A 23,602-nucleotide genomic window follows, 5' to 3' on the forward strand; every position below is an offset into this window, starting at 1 on the left:
GTCATCCGGCGGCGCCGCGAGCCGGTCAAACCAGACAAGGAGGCAAGCCATGAACCCGTCCCCACTCATCAGACGCTTCTCCTGCAATCCTCTGGGACGGGATCTCGCCGTCGGCGATATCCACGGCTACTTTTCGCAGCTGGAACAGGCTCTGAACCAGGCGGGATTCGACCCCGCTCGGGATCGCCTCTTCTCCGTCGGCGATCTGACGGATCGCGGCCCCGACTGCCCAGCGGTACTCGAGTGGCTGGCCAAGCCCTGGTTTCACCCTGTCTGCGGCAATCACGACGACTACGTCTGCCGTTACGAGAGCTGCGATCGGGAAAACTGGATCCAGAACGGCGGCGGCTGGTTTCAGCAGCTGACCCCGGACGAGCAGAGGGCGTTCGCCGCCCACTACCGCACCCTGCCTATCGCCATCGAGGTGGCCACCCCGGCCGGCCCGGTCGGGCTGCTCCACGCCGATTGCCCCTTCTCCTCCTGGCAGGGGCTGCTGGACAAACTTGATGCGGGGGTGAGCGGCGGCAGGCTTAGGGCCATCAAGAACGTCTGTCTCTGGTCAAGGCGTCGCATCGAGGGGCTGGACGAGAGCGGCGTCGAGGGTCTCGTCGCCCTGGTGGTGGGCCACACCCCGGTAGGCCGCCCGGCCCGCCTTGGCAATGTCTACTACATAGACACCGGCGGCTGGTATCCCGACGAAGGCGGCTACTTCACCCTGCTCGACCTGCACACCCTGATGCCGCTGCCGGGTACAACCCGATAAGCCCCATCCAGCCGCAGTCAGGTACCGCCCTCTGAGCCGACGCCCATGAGCGTTCAATAAACCGGCAGCCAGGGCGCCCGGGCTTCGCTCTGCCTGCGCTATGGTTTACCATGCTGGCAACTGCGGTGCATGGCACTGCCCACCCAGGCGCCATGGCGCCGCCATCGGACACCTCACCTCGAGCAACATGAGCAAAACAGCACAGCCCGGCAGCGAGCCCACCTTCTACTTCCACGACTACGAGACCTTCGGCATCAGCCCCGCCAGGGACAGGCCGTCGCAGTTTGCGGGCATTCGCACCGACGCCGATTTCAACATCATCGGCGAGCCGCTGGTGATCTATTGCAAGCCGCCCGCGGACTACCTGCCGGAGCCAGAAGCCTGTCTCATCACCGGCATCACGCCGCAGAAGGCGATGAAGGACGGGCTCTGCGAGGCGGACTTCATTCGCCAAATTCACGAGCAGTTCGCCACCCCGAACACCTGCGTGCTGGGCTACAACAGCATCCGCTTCGATGATGAAGTGACCCGCTACACCCTCTATCGCAACTTCTATGACCCCTACGCCTACGCCTGGCAGAACGGCAACTCCCGCTGGGATATCCTCGACATGCTGAGGGCCTGCTATGCCCTGCGCCCGGAGGGGATAGAGTGGGCCCTCGACGACGAGGGCAAGCCGAGCTTCAAGCTGGAGAGGCTGACGGTGGCCAACGGCGTGGCCCACGCCAACGCCCACGACGCGCTCTCCGACGTCTTGGCCACCATAGAGATGGCCAAGCTGGTGAAAAAGGCCCAGCCCAAGCTGTTTGACTACCTGTTTGCCCTGCGCAACAAGAACAAGGTGAAGGCGCTCATCGACGTGGTGACCATGAAGCCCCTGGTCCACGTCTCCGGCATGTTCTCCCCCTGGCAGGGGTGCGCAAGCTGGGTGTCGCCGCTGGCCTGGCATCCCAGCAACCAGAATGCGGTGATCATGGTGGATCTGACCCGTGACCCGACGCCGCTTGTCGAGCTCACGAGCGAGGAGATCCGCGAGCGCCTCTACACCAGGAAGGATGATCTCGGGGATCTGGCGGCCATTCCGGTCAAGCTTGTGCACATCAACAAGTGCCCCGTGCTGGCGCCGGCCGCCACCCTGACCCCGGAGCGGGCCGACCAGCTTGGCATAGACAGGGAGCAGTGCCGCAAGAGCCTGGATCTGCTGCGGGCCCATCCCGAGGTGCGGGAAAAACTGGTGGAGGTGTTCAATCAGGAGTTTGCCGGCAGCAATGACAGCGATCCCGATACCCAGCTCTACGCCGGTTTCTTCGGTCACGGCGACAAGTCCACCATGGATCTGGTGCGCGCCACCCCGGCGGATCTGCTGGGGGAGCGGGAGTTTGCCTTCACCGACTCACGACTGCCGGAGATGCTGTTCCGCTACCGTGCCCGCAACTGGCCCCACACCTTGAGCGAAGCTGAGCAGAAGCGCTGGCGCCTGCACTGTAGCGACTACTTCAGCCGCCGTCTGCCGGACTATGTGCCCCGTCTCGAGGCGCTGGCGGAGCAGAATCAGAGTAACGAACGGAACTTTGCGATCCTAAAGAGTCTCTATCACTATCTGGAAGATCTATGAGATGTGAGGCGTTTCACACTTAAAACCCTGTCGGCTCCCCGCGCCCGCGACATAATGAGCAGGGGAGCCAAGCTCCTGATAGTTTGATGATTACATGCGCTGCCGGCATGGATGCCGCGCCTCGACTGTTGGGGATCTTTCGTTATATGCGTTCAGCACTGCCTGCTCTCACTCTTGTCGCTTGTGCCTTGCTGCCCCAGGCCACCCTGGCCGGGGTACGTTTCGAGGTGCCGGACTATCTGCTGCGTCTACCGGAGCAGACCTATCAGCTCATAGAGCGCAACTTCAGCACCCTCTATCAGCAGACCGACTTCACCCCCCAGATCACCAACAGCTATTTCAACCACTCGGATCTCTATCGCTTCGCCGGCATTCCCCTGGCCATCACGCCCCAGAACGGCTTCCAGATGGAGATCTTCGGTCAGCTCTACAACAAGTCGTCCCAGATCTATGCCCAGATGAGCCAGGATCTCTCCCTCTATCGCACCCTGCGGGTCGACATGATGGGGGATCAGAGCGACGAGGTCGCCATCGGCATGGGGCTCGGCATTCCCTTGGGCGCCCGCCTGACCCTCAAGGCGCTCGCCTCCAGCAACGAGATCCCGGGTTATGGCTCCGCCAACTACGCCATCGGGATGGAGTGGCACTTCTAGGGGTCAACCCCACCCGATAAAAAGGCTCCATAGGGAGCCTTTTTTGCTGAGTGCAGCATTCAGGAGTAGCGGATCACCCGCCCCTGGCCCCCCGCCAGTTCCAGCGTCTCTCCCAGGGCAGTGTCGTCCCAGAAATCCGTGCCCCCTGCTGGCAGCTCAAACTGTGCAGCATGCTCGCCCCAGTTGAACAGGCAGAGCAGCTCGCCGCCCCCGGGCAGGGCCACCCGGCCGCGGCCAAACCCCATGTCATCGAAACGGGCCGCCGGGGTGCGCGCCGCGCACAGGGCCAGCAGCTTGCCAAGGTGCGTCCCCTGCACCTCGTCCAGATCCTGCAGCCGGTCGCCGGCCAGCACCATGCCGCCGCTCGCCACCAGGGCGGCCAGGTGGAACTGATACTCGGGCTCGCTGGCGTGCTGGCACGGGATATCCCGCAGGCAGACGCAGTCGGGATCCAGCGCCCAGAGCCGGTCGTTCTGCCAGGCACGGCAGAAGGCTTCCCGCGCTATCTGGCGAAAACGGGGGCCCTGGCGCTCCACGTCATCGCTCACCCGCATGCCGTGTACCAGGCCAAGGCTAGGCCAGATGGGGGCGTTGCAGCCGAGCAGGAAGGCCCCCTCCCCTGCACCGCGCAGCACGGCGGCCATGCCACGTCTATAGGCCTCGACCCGGGTGGCGGCGGGGTCATGGAAGCTGCCCCCGTGGATGGCGCCCCAGAAGTTGGCATCCAGCTTGAAGTAGTGGATGCCCCACTGCTCGCGCAGGGTGCGAAACACCTGTTCGAGGTGGGCCTGCACCTCGGGATGGGTGCCGTCCAGCACATACCAGGGGGTGCAGCGCCAGCCGCCGTAGGTGACCCGCTCCGAGGGCAGCGGCAGGCCATCCTCCCCCTTCACGAACCAGTCAGGGTGCTGCTGGAACACTTGCGAGCCGGGCTCGGCGATGAAGGGGGCGACCCAGAGCGCGGGCTCGCAGCCAGCGGCGCGGATCTCCCCTGCCAGGGTTGCCACCCCCTGCTCGAACTTGGATGAAGGGGTGAGCCAGTCCCCCATCCTGGCCTGATAGCCGTCATCTATCTGCACGTAACGCAGGGCCGGGAAGCGCATCGCCCGCACCGCCAGGTTCTCGCGAATATCGGCGGCGCTCACGTCCGCATAGTAGTGATACCAGGAGCACCAGCCACTCGGGCGCGCGGCCAGGTCCGCCACCAGCGAAGGGTGTTCGGCCTCGATATAGTCCGCCAGCGACCCCAGCAGGGCCTCCCTGTCCGGCCCCTCCAGGCAGATCAGCGCCTCGCTCTGCCAGTGCTGGCCGGGTGCGAGGGTGCGCCCTTCGGCGTTCATCACTATCTCCAGGCGGCCGTCCGGATAGAGGCGGAACTCGCCGCCGAAGCGGTGGCAGCTCGCGAACGCCAGCAGCAGCCAGCCCCCCTCGCAGGCCACCAGCAGCAGGTTGTGGACTGTGTGATAGCCGTCGTCCTCGGTGATGCGATAGACGCTGGCGTCGGGGCAGCGACCCACCGGCTCTGGGGCCTGCCAGCGGCCCATGGTCTGGGCCAGCATCTGGAACCCCTCTCCGTAGATGGCCGCGTCGGGAGAGAGCCCAAGCGCCCCCTCAAACAGCCGCCAGTGGCGAACGACCTCGGGACTGGACCCGGTATTGTCCAGCCTCACCCGGCACAGGGGGCCGTCCCACTGGCGGGTTTGCAGCAGTTGGGGAGGCAGGGCGGGATCGGCGGGCAACTGGCGCAATCTGGCCAGGAGAGAGGGGTACGACATGGGAGCTCCTTCTTGTGAATGGGGATGATGCCGGGGCCATTGTATCCCCTGTGGGTCAGTTGACCCTGTTCCATGCCCCCCGTGCCTGTTAAACTGCGACCTCGCTCACAGTTGCCAAGATGAGGCCCCCGTGCTGTTGCAACGCGCCTTGCGCTACCTTCGTGATTTTCTAGTCATCATCGCCTGCCTGCTGGCGGGCAAGGTCCTGGCCGCCTTGCTGCCCTTCGCCTTCCCCGGCAGCATCATCGGCATGCTGCTGCTGTTCGTGCTGCTCTCTTTGCAGCTGATCCGCTTCTCCTGGGTCGAACAGGGGGGCGGCCTGCTGCTGCGTCACATGGGGGTCCTGTTCGTGCCGGTCGCCGTCGGTCTGGTGGCCTGGCTCGAGCCCCTGCGTCAATCCTTCGGCCTCATCATGCTCTGCGTCGTGCTCGGCATAGTGCTGATCCTGGGCGCCGTCGGCCATCTCTACCAGAGGATGAACAGACAATGATGTTCTGGTTGGCCATTCCCCTGACCCTGGCGCTCTATTTCATGACCCGGGCCCTCTACCGCCGCCTGCCCTGGCCCGTCATCAATCCGGTGCTGATCCCCACCGCCGTCATCATTGGCCTGCTGCTCTGGCTGGATCTGCCGCTGGATCAGTACCAGCGCGGTACCGCCCCCATCACTGCCCTGCTGGAGCCCGCCGTGGTGGCGCTGGCGCTGCCCCTCTATCAGCAGGCCCGCCAGATCCGGGACAAGCTCAAGCCCATCATCCTCTGCACCCTCACCTCTGTGCTCATCTCGGTCTGCACCACCTTGGGCATTGGCCACCTGATGGGGGCGGATCCGGCCCTGCTCGCCTCCATCGCCACCAAGTCCATCACCACGCCGCTCGCCATGAGCGTCAGCCAGTCCCTCGGCGGCATTCCCGCCATCGCCGCCGCCGTGGTGGTGGTGGTGGGGATATTGGGGGCCCTGATAGGCTATCCCCTGCTCAGGCTGATGCGGGTCACCGACCCCGAGGCCCAGGGGCTCGCCATGGGGGCCTGTGCCCACGCCATCGGCACCGCCGCCTCCGCCGAACAGGGGGTCACCCAGGGGGCCTTCTCGTCGCTCGCCATGGTGGTGTGCGGCGTGCTGACCGCCGCCGTCGCCCCCCTGCTGTTTGCCCTCTATCACTGGCTGACCTGAGCCCGGCGCCACGCCCTCTGCCATGGCCGCCCCTGCGGCCATGGCCTCTTTGCCCCTTCAAGCAGTCCATATGACACCGCCATGCCCCTGATGCTGCGAGCAAGCGCACAGATTGCGAAAGACAAACGTTTCCTTTACCATCCCCGGCCCTTTGCCCATCAAGGCGTGAGCGCGCTCACACATTTAGCCGCGCTTGCTCCCTACAATGGCCCCCCAATTGGCCTTTGAGGACACAGTATGCATCCCCGCTTTGCCAAGCCGTTCGAGACCCTTTCCGCCCCGCTCCAGGCCGCCCTGCTGCCCATGCTGGGGGACGATTTCCAGGCCCGTTTTACCCCTGAACAGGTGGCGACGCTGAAAGCCGCCACCAGGCTCGACGATCGGGCCCTGCGCCTGGCCCTGCTGCCGCTGGCGGCCGCCTGCTCGGTCGCCCCCATCTCCAGGTTCTTCGTCGGCGCCATCGCCTGCGGCCTGAGCGGCGCCTGGTATTTTGGCGCCAACATGGAGTTTGCCGGTCAGGGGCTGTTCCACTCGGTGCACGCCGAGCAGTCCGCCATCTCCAACGCCTGGCTCGGCGGCGAGACCGGGATCAGTGAGATCACCGTCAACTACACCCCTTGCGGTCACTGCCGCCAGTTCATGAACGAGCTGAGCACCGCCAAGACCCTGAAAGTCTCCCTGCCGGATGACCTGAGCGAGCTGCAGTCCTTCCTGCCCCACTCCTTCGGCCCCGCCGATCTCGAGATCACCGATGCCCTGATGAGCCCCCAGGCCCACGACGAGCTGGTGCTTGAGAGCGACGACCCCCTGTGGCAGGCCGCGCTGGCCGCCGCCCGCCAGAGCTATGCCCCCTACAGCCAGGGCTATGCCGCTGTGGCGCTGCAGTTCGAGGATGGTCGCATCTTCTGCGGTCGCTACGCCGAGAACGCCGCCTTCAACCCCAGCCTCCCCCCCATGCAGATGGCCTGCGCCCATGCGGTGCTGGGTGGCGAGGAGCTCACCAGAGTCCGCCGCGCCGTGCTCTTGGAGAGCAAGGATGGCCAGATCAGCCAGCGGGATTCGGCCCAGTCGACCCTCAAGGCCCTGGGATCCGTCCAGCTGGAGTACCTGGCGGTCTGATCCGGCGCCGGAATGTATTAGGGGAGCCACTGGCTCCCCTTTTTGCATTAATTTTCCAAATACCTTCACCCCTGCCAGTCCCCGGGATCATGGGTCTGCACTGGCCGCGACGCGCTGATTTTCGCCCAGTATGTATCAGGGGAGCCGCCGGCTCCCCTGATCTCATTGATATTCCAACTAGTGCACGCCCCTGTCAGGACTCCCAGATGATGGTCCTGGCACCGGACCAGCGCTCGCCTATGTCCGCGTATTTTTGCTCCAGCAGGTGGCGGCGGATCTTCATGGTGGGGGTCAACACCCCGTTCTCGATATTCCAGGGGCTCTTGACCACCAGGATGCCGCGCAGGCGGGCATGGGATTCGAGCTGGCCGTTGACCCGGGTCAGGGCGGCCTCCAGCTGGGCATCGACCGCCCCCCTGTCCCCCTTCATGGCGCTCTCGGCCAGCTGCACCAGGGCGACCGGTTGCGGCATGCCGTAACCGATGACGCACAGCTGCTCTATGATGGGCTCCTGCCCCAGCATCCCCTCGATGGGCACGGGGGCCACGTACTTGCCCTTGGCGGTCTTGAACACGTCCTTCATGCGGCCCGTGATGGTGAGGTAGCCCTCCCTGTCCAGCTTGCCCATGTCACCGGTGTGGAGCCAGCCCTCGGCGTCGATGGCCTCGGCGCTGTGCTCGGGATCCTTGTAGTAGCCCAGCATCATGCCGTCGCAGCGGCAGAGGATCTCACCCTCGTCGGAGATCTTGAGGGTCACCCCTGGGCCCGCCTTGCCCACAGTCCCTATCTTGTCCGCCCGGAAGGGGTAGTTGAGGGTGGAGTAGGCGTGGTTCTCGGTCATGCCCCAGGCCTCGGTGATCTCGATGCCTATGCTGTGATACCACTCGAGCAGCGCCGGGGCCACCGGGGCCGAGCCGCAGCCCAGCACCCGCGCCTGATCCAGCCCCAGCCCCTTTTGCAGCTTGCTCTTGATGAGACCCGAGATGAGCGGGATCTTGAGCAGCAGCGCCAGCTTCTTCTGGGGCAACTTCTCGTGGATCTTGATGCGGAACATGGCCCACAGCCGCGGCACCGAGATGAAGACGGTGGGTCGGCAGCGCTTGACGTCCTCGATGAAGGTATCGAGGGACTCGGGGAAGGCGATGGTGGCGCCGCTGAACAGGCTGCCGCCGTAGATGTAGACCCGCTCGGTGATGTGGGCGAGCGGCAGGTAGGAGAAGCCGCGATCCGCGGCCGTCAGGGAGACTGCCTCCACCAGCTTCTCGCAGGACCAGGCGTAGCGCTCCACGCTCAGCATGGCGCCCTTGGGCTTGCCGGTACTGCCAGAGGTGTAGACCAGGCTCAGCAGGGCATCCGGTGCCTGCACCGGGCTGTCCGGGATGGGGTCATGGGCATCGAGCAACGCGTCCCACTGGTGGGCGGCCGGCATGGTGTCATAGGGCAGCGCTATGCGCAGCAGATCCGCGGGCACCCCCGCCTCCTGGCTCTTCCAGTCGTCCAGCTTGCCGACGAAGATGGCCTTGGCCTCGCTGTGGCGCAGCACGTATTCGATGGTGTCGACGTTGGCGGTCGGATAGATGGGCACGCTCACGTACTGTCCCATCTGCATGGCGAGATCGGCGATGAACCACTCTGCGCAATTCTTGGAGAGCAGGGCCACCTTGTCCCCTGGGACCAGCCCCAGGGCGCGCAGTGCCGTCACCATGCGGCGCGCCTCGTCGGCGACCTCACCCCAGGTGAAGTCGACGTATTCGCGGTTGATGGTCTGGCGAAGATAGATCCGGTCGGGACACTGCCGCTCCCAGTGATAGAGCATCTCGAGCGGCAGTTTGGTGGCAATGCGTGAGGTGGAGGCCATAGTTTAATCCCTGAAACAAAAGGCGAGCCTCATTATTAACCTTTTGATAACACTCAGGGAAGCAGATTACTTAAACTTCTGTTTGAATTGCGAATGGGATCAAGCTTCCGCCTGCTGCTGCAGCCGCTTCCACATGGCTTGTACCAGCACCTCATCCTGCTCGGAGAGCTCCCCCTGCAAGATGGCCTCGTTCAGGCTGCGCAGCACATAGCTCTTTACGTCCCGCACCAGCGTCTTGCCCTCCAGCTCGGCGCGCGCCACCGCGAGCGAGATATGACCCCGCAGGTAGCCGCCCGCAAACAGCTCGTCCTCGCTGGCCGTGGCGACCATGGCGTCGATCAGTCCCAACAACTTGTGTTCAAAATCGTGAATCGTCATTTAACGCAGCCTCATTTCCGGGATTGCCGGCAAAAAATTCGGGGGAGTGGAACCGCGATCCGGTTGATCGCGGCTCTCTGGCGCCAGGCCAGCCGCATCCTTGATGTCCTATTCCGGGTTGGCCACCGGGTAGATGACCTGATCCTTGTATCCCGTGGTTATGCGCAGATAACCACGTAACGACCGGTTCAGTGCCGGGTCATCGGTATCCACCAGCAGCGGACGACCATCGAGGGCCGCCAGCTTGGACTTGGTGGCGAGCACCTGAATATGGTCTCGCCCGACGGCCCGGATCACCTCTGGACTCAGTTGCTGATTTCCGCGCCCGAACAGATGTCCCTGACCACCGATCAGGGTAATGATCAGGCGGCAGCGACGACCGCGGATCCGGGTCAGGATCTCGGCGGCGCTGAGATCCTGCCCGATAAGTTGGCCATTTTCCACCAGATCCACACCGAGCAAGGTATTTTCCAGACCCAGCTCTGCCATGCAGGCGGCCACTGTGCTCCCCGACCCCATCAGATAGAGGGTGTCAGGCTCCATCTGCTCGACCACGCCGGCGGCGAGATCCGCCAGCACCAGCTCCTCGGACTCCCGCCCGCCCTGCTTGACCGCCTGGACGTAACGCAGATCCCCGGGCACCAGCAACTGGCCGTAGTGGCGGGCGCGCACCTTGCCCGCCCGAAACGCCTCTTCGTCGATGTCCATCACCTCGGCATCCACCAGGCTCAGCAGCTCCCCCGCTATCATCCGCGCCGCCACCCGGCCGCTCGCCGTCGGGGTCACGCCGTAGACACCGGAGTGGATCTTGCACCCCGCCGGGATGCCGAGCACATGGCAGGACTCCCCCACAGCCGCGCAGATGTCCCTGGCTGTGCCATCCCCACCGGCAAAGAGCAGCAGATCCACCCCGGCTTCCCGCAGGGCCAGGGCGGCGGCCCGGGTATCCTCGGCGCACGTCTGGGCCCCGGCGGGCTGGTAGAGGATGCGGTGAGGCAAATGCAGCTCGGCGGCGAGCGTCTCCCCCATCTCCCCCGCCACCGTCAGCAGCTCGAACTGGTCTGTGAGCGAGCACAGGGGCAGAAGGGCCTGACGGGCCCGCTCCCGGGCCTTGGGCATGGCGCCCCGCGCCAGCGCCTCGGCCACCATGCCGTCGCTGCCCTTGAGACCGACCGCACCGCCAATGCCGGCGATGGGGTTGATGATGAGCCCTAATCGAAACATGTTTTCCTCCCGTTGGATGGCTGCCATTTTTATCTTTTCGCGCTACTGGGACAAGCCATAACCCCCTGCTAGAATGCGCTGCTTCAAATTATTCAACCAAGGTTCAATCATGCTGGAATGGATTGCTGACCCCTCAGCCTGGGTGGCGCTCGCCACCCTGACCCTGCTCGAGATCGTGCTGGGCATCGACAACATCATCTTTATCTCCATCCTGGTGGGGCGACTGCCGGAGGCTCAGCGCCAGAAGGCGCGGATCCTCGGGCTGGGGCTTGCCATGGGCACCCGCATCCTGCTGCTGCTCTCCCTGGCCTGGGTGATGCGCCTCACCGAGCCGCTGTTCAGCATGCTGGATGAAGCCATCTCGGGCCGGGATCTCATCCTGCTGGTGGGGGGCCTGTTCCTCATCGCCAAGAGTACCCACGAGATCCACCAGAGCCTGGAGGGCGCCGCCGAAGAGCCCGGCATGGTGAGCAAGACCGCCGGCTTCATGTCGACACTGGTGCAGATCGCCATCCTCGACATCATCTTCAGCCTGGATTCCGTCATCACTGCGGTCGGCATGGCGGATCACGTGCCCGTCATGGTGCTGGCCATCATGATCGCCGTCGGCGTCATGATGTTTGCCGCCAAGGCCATAGGTGACTTCGTCGACGAGCACCCCACCATCAAGATGCTGGCGCTCGCCTTCCTGATCCTGGTCGGGGTCGCCCTGGTCGGCGAGGGGCTGGACATGCACATTCCGAAGGGCTACATCTACTTCGCCATGGCCTTCTCGCTGGTGGTGGAGATGATCAACATCCGCCTCCGTGGTCATCAGGAGCGGGCCAAGTAAGCCCCTCTTTGAGCCAACAAAAAGCGCGACCCTGGGGTCGCGCTTTTTTATTGCCGTGAGCGGGGCATCCCCCCGGCCTCAGAGTGCGTTGCGGGTGGCGACCGCATCGGCCAGATTGCGCAGCAGCACCTCGGTATCGGCCCAGCCGATGCAGGCATCAGTGATGCTCTGACCGAAGGTGAGCTCGCACCCTTCCACCAGATCCTGACGGCCTTCCACCAGGTGGCTCTCCACCATGACACCGAACACCGCCTTGCTGCCGGCGCGCAGCTGACCTGCCACATCCTCGGCCACCAGCATCTGGTTCTTGAACTGCTTGCTGCTGTTGGCGTGGCTGAAGTCGATCATCACCTTCTGGGGCAGACCAGCCTTGTCCAGCCCCTTCACCACCTCATCCACGTGGGCGGCGCTGTAGTTCGGCTCGCGGCCACCGCGCAATATGATGTGACAATCCGGGTTGCCGGCGGTCGAGACGATGGCGGAGTGACCGTACTTGGTCACCGACAGGAAGTGGTGCGGGGCGCTGGCGGCGCCGATGGCATCGATGGCCACCTTGATGGTGCCGTCGGTGCCGTTCTTGAAGCCCACCGGGCAGGAGAGACCCGAGGCCAGCTCGCGGTGCACCTGGGATTCGGTGGTGCGGGCCCCGATGGCCCCCCAGCTCATCAGATCCGCCACGTATTGCGGGGTGATCATGTCGAGGAACTCGGAGGCGGTCGGCAGCCCCATGTCGTTGAGATCCAGCAGCAGCTTGCGACCCAGGCGCAGGCCGTCGTTGATCTGGCAGCTGTTGTCGAGGTAAGGGTCGTTGATCAGCCCCTTCCAGCCCACTGTGGTGCGCGGCTTCTCGAAGTAGACCCGCATCACGATTTCCAGCTGGCCCTTGAGCTCGTCGCGCAAGGTCTTGAGGCGTTTGCCGTATTCCAGCGCGGCCACGGGATCGTGGATGGAGCAGGGACCGATCACCACCAGCAGGCGCTGATCTTCACCGGCCAGGATCTGATGGATGGCCTGACGGGATTCAAACACTGTATTTGATGCGGTCTCGGTCGCCGGAAACTTCTCAAGCACCGCAACCGGGGGCAATAACTCTTTGATTTCACTGATACGAACGTCGTCGGTTTGATGCTGCATGACCAAGTTTCCTGCTAAATGACTGCGATGAAGAAACTTCAATCTAGCCCGCGACCGGGACGGTGTAAATAGAAAATTACATTCTTGGACTAGGAATTTTATCTGCGCACCTTGCAAGTTTGGATAATGCTGCTAGGGGTGTTGGCAAGCCGGGGGAGAAGGCGGGAGGCAGAAACGAACGGGCCCGCACAAGGCGGGCCCGACGGACTTAAGCCTGGCTGATGCTGGCCAGCTTGGTGAAGTAGTCCGGGAAGGTCTTGGAGGTACAACCCGGATCATTGATGGTGACTGCGGTATCGGACAGCGCCACCAGGGAGAAGCACATGGCGATGCGGTGATCGTTGTAGGTATCGATCTCGGCGTGCTTGAGCTGCTCCGGCGGGGTGACGGCGATGAAGTCGTGCCCCTCCTCCACTTCGACGCCCAGCTTGCGCAGCTCGGTCGCCATGGCGTGCAGGCGATCCGTCTCCTTCACCCGCCAGTTGTAGATGTTGCGAATGGCGGTGGGCCCCTTCGCAAACAGCGCCGCGACGGCTATGGTCATGGCCGCATCCGGGATGTGGTTCATGTCCATGTCGACGCCGTGCAGGGGGGCCTGCTCGGCCTCGATGAAGTCGTCGCCCCAGGTGATGCGGGCGCCCATCTTCTCCAGCACGTCGGCGAAGTGGATGTCCCCCTGGATACTGTGCTTGCCGATGCCGGTGACCCGCACCTTGCCCTTGATGGCGCCTGCCGCGAGGAAGTAGGAGGCGCTGGAGGCATCCCCTTCCACCAGGAAGTCACCGGGGCTGACATAGGTCTGGTTGCCCTTGATGTAGAACACCTTGTAGTCATCGTGCTCGATGACCACCCCGAACTGCTTCATGATGTGCAGTGTGATGTCGATGTAGGGCTTGGAGACCAGCTCCCCCTTGATGTGGATGCGGGTGTCGCCGGCCGCCATGGGGGCCGCCATCAAAAACGCCGTCAGGAACTGGCTGGAGACGGAGCCGTCGACGTGCACGTCGCCGCCCCACAGACCCTTGGCATCCACCACCAGGGGCGGATAGCCATCTTTTTTCAGGTACTGGATATGGGCACCCGCTTCGCGCAGGGCATCCACCAGGTGACCGATGGGACGCTCTTCCATGCGCGGCTCGCCCCCCAGCATGTACTCACCGGAGCCCAGACAGAGCGCAGCACAGAGCGGGCGCATGGCGGTGCCGGCGTTGCCGAGGAAGAGGTTGACCGGTGCCGATACCGCAAAGCTGCGACCCAGGCCATGCACGGTGCACTCTGTCTTGTCGGCGGAGAGCTTGTACTTGACCCCGAGCTGGGTCAGCGCCGCCAGCATGTGGCGGATGTCATCGCTGTCGAGCAGGTTGGTCAGCCGGGTAGTGCCCCGTGCCAGGGCTGCCAGCAGCAGGGCTCGGTTAGAGACACTTTTGGAGCCAGGCAGATTGACCACCCCGGCCACGCTAGAAATGGGTTCCAAACGCAACGAATTCATAGACTTCCTGTACAATCTCAAGTAAATCACCTGACCGGACGTTAACAGCCCGCGCCCCGCGCGGCAAGACCGTCTGTGGCACAAAACCGGGGCAACCGGGCTGGCGGTCAGGATCTTCTGGAAAAACAGACGCCGGGGAGTCCCCGGCGCCTTGCATCAACAGTAATACCCTGGCTGTTCACGCTCTGTCGCGAGAGGTCATCAGCAAGGTGAAGCGCAGCACAGGAACCGGAATTGATACCCATCAATGAGGTTCCGCGCAGCACATGAGCCTTGATCACGGCGTCGCAGCCAGCGCGTGAGCGGCGGCTCAGCCGTGGCGCTTGGCAAAGCCATCCATAAAGCTCACCAGGGCCTTGACCCCTTCCAGGGGCATGGCGTTGTAGAGGCTGGCACGCATGCCGCCGACGATGCGGTGCCCCTTGAGCGCCAGCAGACCGGCGGCTTCCGACTCGGCCAGGAACTGCTTGTCCAGGGCCTCGTTTTTCAGCTGGAAGGGCACGTTCATGCGGGAGCGGCAGGCCACGTCCACCTTGTTGCCGTAGAAGCTGGAGTCGTCGAGGTAGCCGTAGAGGAAATCGGCCTTCGCCTTGTTGCGCGCCTCCATCGCCTCCAGCCCGCCCTGTTCTTTGAGCCACTCGAACACCAGGCCGGCCAGATACCAGGCGTAGGTGGGGGGAGTGTTGAACATGGAGTCATTCTTGGCGGTGAGCTGGTAGTCGAAGATCGAGGGCACGTCGGCTCTCGCCTGGTTCAGCAGGTCGTCCCGCACTATGGCGATAGCCAGGCCCGACGGGCCTATGTTCTTCTGGGCACCGGCGTAGAGGATGCCGAAGCGGCTCACGTCGATGGGACGGGAGAGGATGGTGGAGGAGAGATCCGCCACCAGGGGCACATCGCCGGTGGCCGGGATGTCGAACATCTCTATGCCATCTATGGTTTCGTTCGGGCAGTAGTGCACATAGGCCGCATCGGCGCGAAACGCCGGGGTCGGCAGCAGGTGGCTTATCCCCTGCTCGTTCTTCGCCACCCCCTGGAAGGTCTGGATGTCCCCGTATTTCTGGGCCTCATCCACGGCGCTCTGGGCCCAGACGCCGGTCAGCAGGTAATCGGCCTTTTTATTGGCGCCGCCGAGCAGGTTCATGGGCACGGCAGAGAACTGGCCGCGACCGCCGCCGTGCATGAACAACACCTTGTAGTTGTCCGGCACCGCCAGCAGATCTCGCAGATCGGCCTCGGCCTTCTCGGCGACCGCCATATAGGGCTTGCCGCGATGGGATAGCTCCATGACCGAGGCTCCCAGCCCCTGGAAATTACAAAATTCGCGCTGGGCGCGCTCCATGACTTCAACCGGCAACATGGCGGGGCCGGCGCAGAAGTTGTAAATCTGTTTGCTCATGACGCTTTCCGTGAATGGATGAGAGTGATCGATGACTTGAATGTTTTTACACGACAGGCCCCCGTGGGGGCAAAGGCTTTTTGGGATCTGGCGCAACCTTTTGCCCCCATGGCCGACGCCGACACCATGGAAAAAGCCCTGAACGGGCCAGGGCTTGCAGAGAACATGCATGGAAACGGGGGCGAGACAGCACAGACGGCTTTCTGTGCCCCTTTTTGGCAAATTTACAGCTTGGCAGTGAGCTCCGGCAGCAGGGTGAAGAGATCTCCCACCAGGCCATAGTCCGCCACCTGGAAGATGGGGGCTTCCGGGTCCTTGTTGATGGCAACTATCACCTTGGACTCCTTCATCCCCGCCAGGTGCTGGATGGCCCCCGAGATGCCGATGGCGATGTAGAGCTCGGGGGCCACTATCTTGCCGGTCTGGCCCACCTGCAGATCGTTGGCGACAAAACCCGCATCCACCGCGGCCCGCGAGGCACCGACCGCGGCCCCCAGCTTGTCGGCAAGGGCATCAATCAGGGCAAACTGCTCTTTCGATCCGAGCGCCCGCCCGCCTGAGACCACCACCCGCGCCGCGCCAAGCTCAGGCCGTGCGGATCGCACCGCACGCCGCTCGATGAGCCGGGTCCGGCAGCCCAGCTCGGGGACGGGGAGGTGCTCGACCCTGGCCTCAGCCCCCTCGCTCTCGGCGCAAGGGAAGGCCGATGCCCGTATGCTGAGCACCTTGACGGGCGCCGTGCTCGCCACCCGGGCAATGGCGTTGCCCGCATAAAGGGGGCGCAGGAAGGTATCCGGCCCCTCTATGTCCGTCACCTCGGAGATCATCTCCACCCCCAGCCTGGCCGCCACCCGTGGCAGCAGATCCTTGCCGTGGCTGCTCGCCGCCATCAGGCAGTGCTGATAATCCCGTACCACGGGGGCCAGCAGCCGATCGATCCCGTCATTGAGCCCTTCCGCCAGCATGGGATGTTCGGCCAGCAGCACCCGGCTGACCCCCTGCAAGGAGGCCGCCTGCTCCCCCGCCTCCGCCAGCCCCTGGCCCAGCAGCAGCAAGTGGACCTCGGCGTCGAGCCGGGTCGCCGCCGTGACCAGACGGGCGGCGCTGTCCGCCAGCTGGCCCTGATGATGTTCGGCAATAATGAGTACGCTCATGGCTGCACCTTGATGTCGTCCGTTGTAGTTCCTGTCTGTCCACCAACGCGCCCGCTGGTGGCAGCCGGTCGGCCTGCGGGATAGGCCGTGACCCTGCATGTGCTCATGGGAGCACCTTGGCTTCGTGCTTGAGCCTATCCAGCAGCTCGTCCACCGAGCTCACCCTGATGCCGGCGCGGCGGGGGGCAGGCGCCATCACCCCGAGCAGCCGGGTCTGACCGGCGGGCTCGACCCCAAGGGCCGCAAAGGGAGCGCTCTCAATCGGCTTGCGCTTGGCCTTCATGATGTTGGGCAGCGAGGCGAAGCGGGGTTCGTTCAGGCGCAGGTCCACCGTCACCACGGCGGGCAGCCCCATGCCGAGGGTCTCGAGACCGCCGTCTATCTCGCGGGTCACCTGCAGCTCCCCCTCCACCAGCTTGATGGCGGAGGCGAAGGTGGCGAGCGGCCAGTCGCAGAGGGCCGAGAGCATCTGGCCGACCTGGTTGTTGTCAGAGTCGATGGACTGCTTGCCAAGCAGCACCAGGCTGGGCTGCTCCCGCTCGCACACCTTTTGCAGGGCGCGAGCCACGGTGAGCGGGGTCAGGGTCTCGTCGGTGACATAGTGCAGGGCCCGATCCGCCCCCAGCGCCAGGGCATGGCGCAGCTGTTCGGCCGCCGCCTCCGGGCCCAGGGTCACCACCACCAGCTCGGTGGCCACCCCGGCTTCGCGCAGCCTCACCCCCTCCTCCACCGCGATCTCACAAAACGGGTTGATGCCCATCTTCACATTGGCGAGCTCCACATCGGAGCCATCGCTCTTGACCCGGATCTTGACGTTGAAATCAACGACCCGTTTGACAGCGACCAGCAGCTTCATGGCGGTCATCCCTCGTATCGGTTGAGTGAATCCATTTTGCACTCTCACACTTTTATGCTGACAAAATGGTTTACGTTTACGTAAACTACCAGCACTACCCTAGGCCAAGTCGAGCGCAGAGGCAAGATGGAACGCGAAGCAATGGAATTTGATGTCGTCATCGTCGGTGGCGGCCCGGCTGGCCTCAGTGCCGCCATCGCATTGAAGCAGCAGGCCCCGGATCTCTCGGTCTGCCTGCTGGAGAAGGGGGCGGAAGTGGGTGCCCATCTGCTCTCCGGCGCCCTGCTCGATCCCGTCGCCCTCAGGGAGCTGCTGCCGGCGCGCTGGCAAGAGGCCCCCCTCGGCGTACCGGTCACGGATGATCGGCTCCATCTGCTGCAAAGCGCGTCGCGCGCCCTGCAACTGCCCAACTGGGCGGTGCCCCCGCGCATGCACAACGACGGCTGCCACATCATTAGCCTCGGCAACCTCTGCCGCTGGCTCGCCCGGGAGGCCGAGGCGCTCGGTGTCGAGATCTACCCCGGCTTCGCGGCGAGCGAACTCATAGTGGAAGAGAGCAGGATAAGAGGGGTGCTGACAGGGGATCTGGGTCTCGACAAAGAGGGCAACCCAAAGCCGGATCACGTGCCCGGCATGGCGCTCTATGGCCGCTACACCCTGTTCGCCGAGGGGGCCCGCGGCCACCTCGGCAAGCAGCTTGGCGCCCTGTTCCAGCTGGAGAATACCGCCCAGCCCCAGCACCAACCGCAGCACTATGCCATCGGCTTCAAGGAGCTGTGGCAGGTGCCCGCCGGTCAGTCTCATCCCGGCCGCGTGCTGCACGGCAGCGGCTGGCCGCTCGGGGAGCAGCGGGGCAGCAAGAGTCAGGGGGGCTTTTATCTCTATCACCTGGCGGACAACCAGGTGGCAGTCGGCCTCATCGTCGATCTCAACTACCAGAATCCCTGGCTCAGCCCCTTCGACGAGTTCCAGCGCCTCAAGCACCACCCTCTCATCTCCGCAACATTGCAGGGGGGGGAACGCATCAGCTACGGCGCCCGGGCCATCACCAAGGGGGGCTGGCACTCCCTGCCCCGCATGCACTTCCCCGGCGGCCTGCTCATCGGCTGCGATGCGGGCACCCTGGATTTCTCCCGCATCAAGGGCATTCACACCGCCATGAAGTCCGGCATGCTGGCGGCCAGCACTGTCGCCATGAGCCTGCGCGGTGGCGATGAGGGCGGGCGGGATCTCGCCGAGTATGGCGATGCGCTGCAACAGAGCTGGCTGGCCCGGGAGTTGATCGCGGCCCGCAACTTCGGCGCCGCCCTGCACCGCTTCGGTCCCTGGCTCGGCGGCGCCTTCAACTGGCTGGAGCAACGGCTGTTTGCCCGCTCCTCTCCTTTTACCCTGCTGGACAAGGAGCCGGACTACCGCCAACTGCGCCTGGCCAGCCGCTGCCAGCCCATCGACTACCCCAAGCCGGACGGGCGACTCAGCTTCGACAAGCTCTCTTCGGTGTATCTGGCCAACACCAGCCACGACGAGGATCAGCCCTGCCACCTCAAGTTGCAGGACGAGCGCATCCCGGTGGCGGTCAACCTGCCCACCTGGGCGGAACCCGCCCAGCGCTACTGCCCGGCCGGCGTCTTTGAGATCATTGAGGCCGAGATCCCGGAGGCGGAGGGCCGGCCTCGCTTGCAGATCAACGCGGCCAACTGCATCCACTGCAAGACCTGCGACATCAAGGATCCCAGCCAAAACATCGTCTGGACGCCACCCCAGGGAGGCTCCGGCCCCAACTATCCCAATATGTGAGATGGGCAAACGGATGTGTGACATCAAGGATGCTCAGCCCCAGAACATCGTCTGGACCCCGCCCCAGGGAGGCTCGGGTCCCAACTACCCCAATATGTGATGATGCAAGGACCTGCAACATCAAGGATGCTCAGCCCCAGAACATCGCCTGGACCCCGCCTCAAGGAGGATCCGGGCCGAACTACCCCAATATGTGACCGGTGCGGTCCAGATCTGAGTCTGGAAACGCCAAAGATGCCCAGTCCCGGGGAGGCGAGGCAGCGCATTCTTTAAAGCGGTAACGGGATGCCGGCAGCTGCTCCGACCTCGCCGTTTTTTTGAGCAAACAGGCTGAACCCCCGATGAATAGCCCCTGACAAGCGGGGCCCGCCCCTGTATAGTTCGCCGCATTCAGGTTGTCCATCGGCCTCGTTATGCTATTTCATGGGATCGCTTTCTGTGCGATCTAGGGCCGCATGAACCTGTGCAACCATCCCTGATTACCCACGACTTCTTAAGGGGGGACAGATGATCACCGCCTACATTCTCAATAACAAGGTGCTGGACATAGTCACGCTCGGGCCGGACGACATAGTCCCCGACAACACCGTCTGGCTGGATGCCTACAAGCCGGACACGGCGGAGCGAGAATGGTTGACGGGCCTGTTTCTGGAAGAGGTCCCCGACAAGGAAGAGCTGGACGACATCGAGGCGTCCGCCCGTTTCTACTGGGACACAGATGGTCTGCACATCCACTCCCTGTTCCCCCAGCGCATCGGCCGCGACACCAAGGGTGTCCACGTCTCCTTTACCCTGCGCAACAACCTGCTGATCAGCATTCGCGAGGATGACATCGGCCTGGTGCGCCTGCTGCGCCACTACATGCGCCAGGACAGGCTGGAGGTGGAGAACGCCCTCGACATCCTGCTGGAGGTGCAGAACCTCAAGGTGGAGTACCTCTCGGATCTCATCGAGGATGGCTACAAGACTCTGGAGAACACCGCCGATCAGATCTTCGAGCCGGATCAGATCAACTCCATGCTCAAGGAGCTGATGGCCCAGGAAGAGGCCAACGGCCAGATCCGTCTCTCCCTGCACGATACCCGCCGAGCCCTGCGCTTCCTGAAACGCAGCCTGCGCCAGCGCATGACAGGGGAGCAGAACAAGTGGATCGACGAGATGCTGCACGACGTGGAGTCCCTCTTGCCCCACACCCAGTTCCTGTTCGACAAGATCAACTTCCAGCTGGAGGCCTCCATGGGGGTGACCAATCTGGAGCAGAACAAGGTGATCAAGATCTTCTCGGTGGCCGCGGTGATCTTCCTGCCCCCCACCCTGATCGCCAGCATCTACGGCATGAACTTCGGCCGCATGCCGGAGCTCGCCTGGGAATACGGCTATCAGATGTCCCTGGTGCTGATGGTGATGTCGTCGCTCGGCACCGGTCTCTTCTTCAAGCGCAAGGGCTGGCTGTAACGCCATCCGGCATCAGACAAGCTGAGCAGAGATTGGGGGGCACTGGCCCCCCGATTAATTCCCCCGCCTTGCAAAGGGCCGCCCCCCGCCCCATATCCCTCTTATCATTCATCCAATTCACGCAAACAGGGCCTTATGACCCTCTACCCCGAACATCGATATGACGATCACGGCCAGCTGCGCCCACCGCTCTGGTTCTGGCCCATCGCCCTCTTGCTGACCCGCTCGGTCTGGCTGTTTCTGATGGCCGGCGTCACCCGGGAGAGCGGCAGCGCCATCCTGACCCTCTTCTACCCGGACAAGATGAGCCTCTATATCAGCCTGCTGACGGACGTGCCCGCCATGCTGGCACTGCTCGCCTTTGGCGGCACCTATCAGCAGACTAACAGCGTGCGCGCCTGGCTCAGACGCCACAGCCGGGGCCTGTTGCTCTGCTCCACCGCGAGCGGTCTGCTGATGCAGTTGCACAGCCTCAATCTGCAGAAGTGGTCATTTAGCTGGCCCACCGCCCTGGTGCTGGTCGCCAGCCTCTGGGCGCTCTGGTATCTGCTCAAGAGCCGCCAGCTGCGGGATTACACCCGGGATCAACCCCATTAATGGCCGCCGTCGTCCGCCTCATTGGCGAGTGACCCGGATCTGCAGGGTCTGGCGTTCACTGCCGCTCGCCACCCCGACCCGTGACGGATTGGACAGCGCGGTCCCCTGGCCCTCCTGACTGGTGGAGAGTTCCCCCACCGTCAGCCACTGCCCCGGGGCGCCGCTCACCTCGGTGGCGTTCTGGCCGGTCTTGATGCCGCCCCGCTCAAGCCTGGCCTGCTCGCTGCTGAGGGCTATCTGTACCCTGTCCCCTATCAGGGTAGCGGTGGCGTAGAGGCCGTTCATCAGCGGCATCATGCCCACCACCCGACCCCCCTGCCAGCGATAGAAGGTGACCGGCTGATAGGAGCCCATCTGCAGCAGCACGGGCCGCCCCGAGAGGCCGCGCACCTGCCAGTTGTCCTGCTGGGTACGCTGGTAATCCTCGGCCCCACCCTCCAGCAGCCACTGCCGTTTGGCGTTGTCATTGCCGATGCCTATCCCCGCCTGCCGGCTGCTGGACGCCCCCGCCACCCGCCACTCGATGAGCAGGCTCTGGGGCGGCTGGTTGAGCTTATCCAGCACCCTCTCGGCCTCCTGCAACTGGGCGGGCGTCCCGCTCAGCACCAGCTGGTTGCCCATGGCACTGACCCCAAGATCGGGATATAGCTCCTTGAGGGTCTGCACCATCCCCTCTGCCTCAAACACAAGGATCACCTTCACCTCGGCCCGCAGGGGCAAGGCCCAGAGCACGCAGCACCCGAGCACCCAACACCAAGCTCTCATCCTCGTCCCCCTCTTGCCGTCCCTTTTGCCGTCCCTTTTGCCGTCTCTCATGGCGTCTCTCTCATCACTCCTTGCCATCATGGGCCATGGCGCCCCGATTGCAATGGCAAGGGGCAAAACTGCCTGGCCCATGACGGTGTCATGGAGGTCCTTATCCGGCTCGTTTTCGAGCCCAAATAAAAGACTCATTGAGAGACCACTCAATACAAATAAAAATGGTTATCATTTGTTGTCACAACAATATCCCTCGGATACAATTCGGACTCATTTTTTCGAGTCAGCCTCTGATGAAGCCAGAACCTGTCGTCTCCTCCCCTGCTGCCATCCATCTGGCCCTGCTGATCAACATGCTCTCCATGGGCAGCATGATGATGGTGATGCCCCTCGGGCCGGATCTGGTGACAAGCCTCGGCATGGCCCCGGAGCAGACCGGTTACTTCAGCGGCGGCGCCACCCTGGGAGCCGCCCTCATGGGTATTATCGCCGCTCCCTGGCTCGACCGCTTCGATCGCAAACCCGCCCTGCTGCTGCTGCTGAGCCTGCGCTTCCTGCTGCTGATGGCCTGCGCCCTGGTGCAAGACAGTCAGCAACTGCTGGTGATCTTCATCCTGTCCGGCTGTGTGGCCGGGCCCCTTGCCGCCATCCTGATGGCCGCCGTGCTGGATCTGGTGCCCCCCGCCGAGCGTGGGCGTCGCCTCGCCTACGTGGGGATGGCGTTTTCACTTGCCGCCATCCTGATCGTGCCCGTCGCCCTGGTGCTGGCCCAGTGGCTCGGCTGGCAGAGCCCCTTCCTGCTGTTTGGCGCGAGCGGCCTGCTGCTGGCCCTGCTCTGCGCCCGGCTGCTGCCCTCACTGCCGGTCACCCGCGCCCCGCAGGGCCAGGGGCTGCGCCAGCTGCTGGGTTCGCCGCTCTGTCAGGGGGCCCTGTGCATCCTCTGCCTGCAGATGTTCGGCCACTTCCTGCTGATCCCGCACTTTGCCAACTACTTCCAGTTCAACCTAGGTTTCCCGCGGGAGCAGATCGCCGCCCTCTATCTGTGCGGTGGCCTCGCCAGCATGGCTACCATGCGCCTGTGCGGCGGCTGGATAGACCAGGGTCGTGCCCAGGGCGCCATACTGCTCACCAGCCTGTTGCTGGCCCTGGTCACCCTGCTCGGCTTCGCCATGCAGCTCGGCCTGCCCGTCTACCTGCTGTTTACCCTCTTCATGGCCCTGAGCTCGGCCCGCGCCAGCACCACCCTAGCTGTCACCGCCGCCATTCCGGCCCCCCATCAGCGCGCCGCCTTCATGTCCTTCCAGGGCACTGTCACCAATGTGGCGGCCGGGGTCGGCAGCCTGCTTTCGGCCAGATACCTGGTCTCCGATGCGGGGGGCGCCTTGCACGGTTTCTCCACCCTGGCCTGGATCAACATCGGCTGCGGCCTGCTGGCCTGCGCCGGCGTCTGGTTCCTCATCCGGGGACTGGAGCGGACAAGAGATAACAATAATCCTGCCTCTGGTACTGCCAGACAAGGAAGTCAGTGAGCATTTGGGCCCACAGCGCCCTACCCCATAACCTCTGTTTATT

At 63.9% G+C, this 23,602-nt stretch carries 23 protein-coding genes; 13 read left to right on the top strand and 10 right to left on the bottom strand.

Going from position 1 to position 23,602, the window contains the following annotated elements; translation table 11 throughout:
* The first annotated feature begins 49 nt into the window (after positions 1–49).
* From ACFWHB_RS12725 to ACFWHB_RS12735, 3 genes are all read left to right on the top strand, one after another.
* Positions 50–763, top strand: a complete 714-nt coding sequence (locus ACFWHB_RS12725) for a metallophosphoesterase (protein WP_395948558.1) — start codon at positions 50–52, stop codon at positions 761–763.
* 187 nt (positions 764–950) lie between these two features.
* Positions 951–2,378, top strand: a complete 1,428-nt coding sequence (gene sbcB / locus ACFWHB_RS12730) for an exodeoxyribonuclease I (protein ID WP_289983001.1) — start codon at positions 951–953, stop codon at positions 2,376–2,378.
* Between the two features lie 146 nt (positions 2,379–2,524).
* A complete protein-coding gene (locus ACFWHB_RS12735) occupies positions 2,525–3,031 on the top strand; it encodes a hypothetical protein (RefSeq protein ID WP_106887035.1) in 507 nt (168 codons plus the stop codon).
* 59 nt (positions 3,032–3,090) lie between these two features.
* Here ACFWHB_RS12735 and ACFWHB_RS12740 read toward each other — a convergent pair whose 3' ends face one another.
* Positions 3,091–4,806, bottom strand: coding sequence for a glycoside hydrolase family 36 protein (locus ACFWHB_RS12740; protein ID WP_395948559.1), 1,716 nt, complete (start codon positions 4,804–4,806; stop codon positions 3,091–3,093).
* Between the two features lie 130 nt (positions 4,807–4,936).
* Between ACFWHB_RS12740 and ACFWHB_RS12745 the strand changes: the two genes are divergently transcribed.
* The 3 genes from ACFWHB_RS12745 to cdd all read left to right on the top strand — a co-directional run bounded on the left by ACFWHB_RS12745 (position 4,937) and on the right by cdd (position 7,098).
* On the top strand, positions 4,937–5,296 hold the full coding sequence (locus tag ACFWHB_RS12745) for a CidA/LrgA family protein (RefSeq protein WP_106887037.1): 360 nt from the start codon (positions 4,937–4,939) through the stop codon (positions 5,294–5,296).
* On the top strand, positions 5,293–5,979 hold the full coding sequence (locus ACFWHB_RS12750) for an LrgB family protein (protein WP_106887038.1): 687 nt from the start codon (positions 5,293–5,295) through the stop codon (positions 5,977–5,979). Before ACFWHB_RS12745 ends, ACFWHB_RS12750 begins: the two co-directional genes overlap by 4 nt.
* 237 nt (positions 5,980–6,216) lie before the next feature.
* A complete protein-coding gene (gene cdd, locus ACFWHB_RS12755; protein WP_395948560.1) occupies positions 6,217–7,098 on the top strand; it encodes a cytidine deaminase in 882 nt (293 codons plus the stop codon).
* 193 nt (positions 7,099–7,291) lie between these two features.
* On the opposite strand, the gene ACFWHB_RS12760 is transcribed toward cdd, so the two are convergent.
* The 3 genes from ACFWHB_RS12760 to ACFWHB_RS12770 all read right to left on the bottom strand — a co-directional run bounded on the left by ACFWHB_RS12760 (position 7,292) and on the right by ACFWHB_RS12770 (position 10,558).
* The gene (locus ACFWHB_RS12760) at positions 7,292–8,956 is read right to left on the bottom strand and encodes an AMP-binding protein (protein WP_106887040.1); all 1,665 of its coding nucleotides are present in this window, start codon (positions 8,954–8,956) and stop codon (positions 7,292–7,294) included.
* A 99-nt stretch (positions 8,957–9,055) separates the two neighbouring features.
* Positions 9,056–9,334, bottom strand: a complete 279-nt coding sequence (locus ACFWHB_RS12765; RefSeq protein WP_111910930.1) for a YfcL family protein — start codon at positions 9,332–9,334, stop codon at positions 9,056–9,058.
* A 108-nt stretch (positions 9,335–9,442) separates the two neighbouring features.
* Positions 9,443–10,558 carry an ATP-NAD kinase family protein gene (locus ACFWHB_RS12770; protein ID WP_290071892.1) on the bottom strand — a complete coding sequence of 372 codons (1,116 nt, stop codon included), beginning with the start codon at positions 10,556–10,558 and terminating at the stop codon, positions 9,443–9,445.
* A gap of 73 nt (positions 10,559–10,631) precedes the next feature.
* Between ACFWHB_RS12770 and ACFWHB_RS12775 the strand changes: the two genes are divergently transcribed.
* Positions 10,632–11,390 (top strand): TerC family protein, encoded by a 759-nt coding sequence (locus tag ACFWHB_RS12775; protein WP_106887041.1) that lies wholly within the window; start codon positions 10,632–10,634, stop codon positions 11,388–11,390.
* 78 nt (positions 11,391–11,468) lie between these two features.
* Here the strand turns inward: ACFWHB_RS12775 and aroG are convergent, their stop codons facing one another.
* The 5 genes from aroG to ACFWHB_RS12800 all read right to left on the bottom strand — a co-directional run bounded on the left by aroG (position 11,469) and on the right by ACFWHB_RS12800 (position 17,422).
* The gene (aroG, locus tag ACFWHB_RS12780) at positions 11,469–12,524 is read right to left on the bottom strand and encodes a 3-deoxy-7-phosphoheptulonate synthase AroG (protein WP_106887042.1); all 1,056 of its coding nucleotides are present in this window, start codon (positions 12,522–12,524) and stop codon (positions 11,469–11,471) included.
* 208 nt (positions 12,525–12,732) lie between these two features.
* Positions 12,733–14,013 (bottom strand): 3-phosphoshikimate 1-carboxyvinyltransferase, encoded by a 1,281-nt coding sequence (gene aroA, locus ACFWHB_RS12785; RefSeq protein WP_025326697.1) that lies wholly within the window; start codon positions 14,011–14,013, stop codon positions 12,733–12,735.
* 310 nt (positions 14,014–14,323) lie between these two features.
* Complete coding sequence (gene serC, locus ACFWHB_RS12790) at positions 14,324–15,412, bottom strand: 3-phosphoserine/phosphohydroxythreonine transaminase (RefSeq protein ID WP_395948561.1); 1,089 nt, start codon at positions 15,410–15,412, stop codon at positions 14,324–14,326.
* Positions 15,413–15,636: 224 nt separating this feature from the next.
* Complete coding sequence (locus tag ACFWHB_RS12795) at positions 15,637–16,566, bottom strand: electron transfer flavoprotein subunit alpha/FixB family protein (protein ID WP_395948562.1); 930 nt, start codon at positions 16,564–16,566, stop codon at positions 15,637–15,639.
* A gap of 103 nt (positions 16,567–16,669) precedes the next feature.
* The gene (locus ACFWHB_RS12800; RefSeq protein ID WP_395948563.1) at positions 16,670–17,422 is read right to left on the bottom strand and encodes an electron transfer flavoprotein subunit beta/FixA family protein; all 753 of its coding nucleotides are present in this window, start codon (positions 17,420–17,422) and stop codon (positions 16,670–16,672) included.
* Positions 17,423–17,548: 126 nt separating this feature from the next.
* On the opposite strand from ACFWHB_RS12800, the gene ACFWHB_RS12805 reads away from it, so the two are divergent.
* From ACFWHB_RS12805 to ACFWHB_RS12825, 5 genes are all read left to right on the top strand, one after another.
* The gene (locus tag ACFWHB_RS12805) at positions 17,549–19,219 is read left to right on the top strand and encodes an electron transfer flavoprotein-ubiquinone oxidoreductase (protein WP_395948564.1); all 1,671 of its coding nucleotides are present in this window, start codon (positions 17,549–17,551) and stop codon (positions 19,217–19,219) included.
* A gap of 13 nt (positions 19,220–19,232) precedes the next feature.
* Complete coding sequence (locus ACFWHB_RS12810; protein ID WP_392417278.1) at positions 19,233–19,319, top strand: 4Fe-4S dicluster domain-containing protein; 87 nt, start codon at positions 19,233–19,235, stop codon at positions 19,317–19,319.
* Positions 19,312–19,416, top strand: a complete 105-nt coding sequence (locus tag ACFWHB_RS12815) for a 4Fe-4S dicluster domain-containing protein (RefSeq protein WP_392417279.1) — start codon at positions 19,312–19,314, stop codon at positions 19,414–19,416. The genes ACFWHB_RS12810 and ACFWHB_RS12815 overlap by 8 nt, the downstream gene beginning before the upstream one ends.
* 310 nt (positions 19,417–19,726) lie before the next feature.
* Complete coding sequence (gene corA, locus ACFWHB_RS12820; protein ID WP_005332981.1) at positions 19,727–20,674, top strand: magnesium/cobalt transporter CorA; 948 nt, start codon at positions 19,727–19,729, stop codon at positions 20,672–20,674.
* A 135-nt stretch (positions 20,675–20,809) separates the two neighbouring features.
* Positions 20,810–21,271: a DUF2919 domain-containing protein gene (locus tag ACFWHB_RS12825; protein WP_163156488.1), complete on the top strand. Its 462-nt coding sequence runs from the start codon at positions 20,810–20,812 to the stop codon at positions 21,269–21,271.
* A gap of 18 nt (positions 21,272–21,289) precedes the next feature.
* On the opposite strand, the gene ACFWHB_RS12830 is transcribed toward ACFWHB_RS12825, so the two are convergent.
* Complete coding sequence (locus ACFWHB_RS12830) at positions 21,290–22,036, bottom strand: hypothetical protein (RefSeq protein WP_395948565.1); 747 nt, start codon at positions 22,034–22,036, stop codon at positions 21,290–21,292.
* Between the two features lie 287 nt (positions 22,037–22,323).
* On the opposite strand from ACFWHB_RS12830, the gene ACFWHB_RS12835 reads away from it, so the two are divergent.
* Positions 22,324–23,559: an MFS transporter gene (locus ACFWHB_RS12835; RefSeq protein WP_395948566.1), complete on the top strand. Its 1,236-nt coding sequence runs from the start codon at positions 22,324–22,326 to the stop codon at positions 23,557–23,559.
* The last annotated feature ends 43 nt before the right edge of the window (positions 23,560–23,602 follow it).

It is taken from the genome of Aeromonas mytilicola subsp. aquatica, from assembly GCF_044336385.1.
Lineage (GTDB): Bacteria > Pseudomonadota > Gammaproteobacteria > Enterobacterales > Aeromonadaceae > Aeromonas > Aeromonas rivipollensis.

Excerpts from the sequence above, each read along its gene's own strand:
- ACFWHB_RS12725 (WP_395948558.1), top strand. The coding sequence starts at position 50 with ATGAACCCGTCCCCACTCATCAGACGCTTCTCCTGCAATCCTCTGGGA.
- sbcB (WP_289983001.1), top strand. The coding sequence starts at position 951 with ATGAGCAAAACAGCACAGCCCGGCAGCGAGCCCACCTTCTACTTCCAC.
- ACFWHB_RS12735 (WP_106887035.1), top strand. The coding sequence starts at position 2,525 with ATGCGTTCAGCACTGCCTGCTCTCACTCTTGTCGCTTGTGCCTTGCTG.
- ACFWHB_RS12740 (WP_395948559.1), bottom strand. The coding sequence starts at position 4,806 with ATGTCGTACCCCTCTCTCCTGGCCAGATTGCGCCAGTTGCCCGCCGAT.
- ACFWHB_RS12750 (WP_106887038.1), top strand. The coding sequence starts at position 5,293 with ATGATGTTCTGGTTGGCCATTCCCCTGACCCTGGCGCTCTATTTCATG.
- cdd (WP_395948560.1), top strand. The coding sequence starts at position 6,217 with ATGCATCCCCGCTTTGCCAAGCCGTTCGAGACCCTTTCCGCCCCGCTC.
- ACFWHB_RS12760 (WP_106887040.1), bottom strand. The coding sequence starts at position 8,956 with ATGGCCTCCACCTCACGCATTGCCACCAAACTGCCGCTCGAGATGCTC.
- ACFWHB_RS12765 (WP_111910930.1), bottom strand. The coding sequence starts at position 9,334 with ATGACGATTCACGATTTTGAACACAAGTTGTTGGGACTGATCGACGCC.
- ACFWHB_RS12770 (WP_290071892.1), bottom strand. The coding sequence starts at position 10,558 with ATGTTTCGATTAGGGCTCATCATCAACCCCATCGCCGGCATTGGCGGT.
- ACFWHB_RS12775 (WP_106887041.1), top strand. The coding sequence starts at position 10,632 with ATGCGCTGCTTCAAATTATTCAACCAAGGTTCAATCATGCTGGAATGG.
- aroG (WP_106887042.1), bottom strand. The coding sequence starts at position 12,524 with ATGCAGCATCAAACCGACGACGTTCGTATCAGTGAAATCAAAGAGTTA.
- aroA (WP_025326697.1), bottom strand. The coding sequence starts at position 14,013 with ATGAATTCGTTGCGTTTGGAACCCATTTCTAGCGTGGCCGGGGTGGTC.
- serC (WP_395948561.1), bottom strand. The coding sequence starts at position 15,412 with ATGAGCAAACAGATTTACAACTTCTGCGCCGGCCCCGCCATGTTGCCG.
- ACFWHB_RS12795 (WP_395948562.1), bottom strand. The coding sequence starts at position 16,566 with ATGAGCGTACTCATTATTGCCGAACATCATCAGGGCCAGCTGGCGGAC.
- ACFWHB_RS12800 (WP_395948563.1), bottom strand. The coding sequence starts at position 17,422 with ATGAAGCTGCTGGTCGCTGTCAAACGGGTCGTTGATTTCAACGTCAAG.
- ACFWHB_RS12805 (WP_395948564.1), top strand. The coding sequence starts at position 17,549 with ATGGAACGCGAAGCAATGGAATTTGATGTCGTCATCGTCGGTGGCGGC.
- ACFWHB_RS12810 (WP_392417278.1), top strand. The coding sequence starts at position 19,233 with ATGTGTGACATCAAGGATGCTCAGCCCCAGAACATCGTCTGGACCCCG.
- corA (WP_005332981.1), top strand. The coding sequence starts at position 19,727 with ATGATCACCGCCTACATTCTCAATAACAAGGTGCTGGACATAGTCACG.
- ACFWHB_RS12825 (WP_163156488.1), top strand. The coding sequence starts at position 20,810 with ATGACCCTCTACCCCGAACATCGATATGACGATCACGGCCAGCTGCGC.
- ACFWHB_RS12830 (WP_395948565.1), bottom strand. The coding sequence starts at position 22,036 with ATGAGAGCTTGGTGTTGGGTGCTCGGGTGCTGCGTGCTCTGGGCCTTG.
- ACFWHB_RS12835 (WP_395948566.1), top strand. The coding sequence starts at position 22,324 with ATGAAGCCAGAACCTGTCGTCTCCTCCCCTGCTGCCATCCATCTGGCC.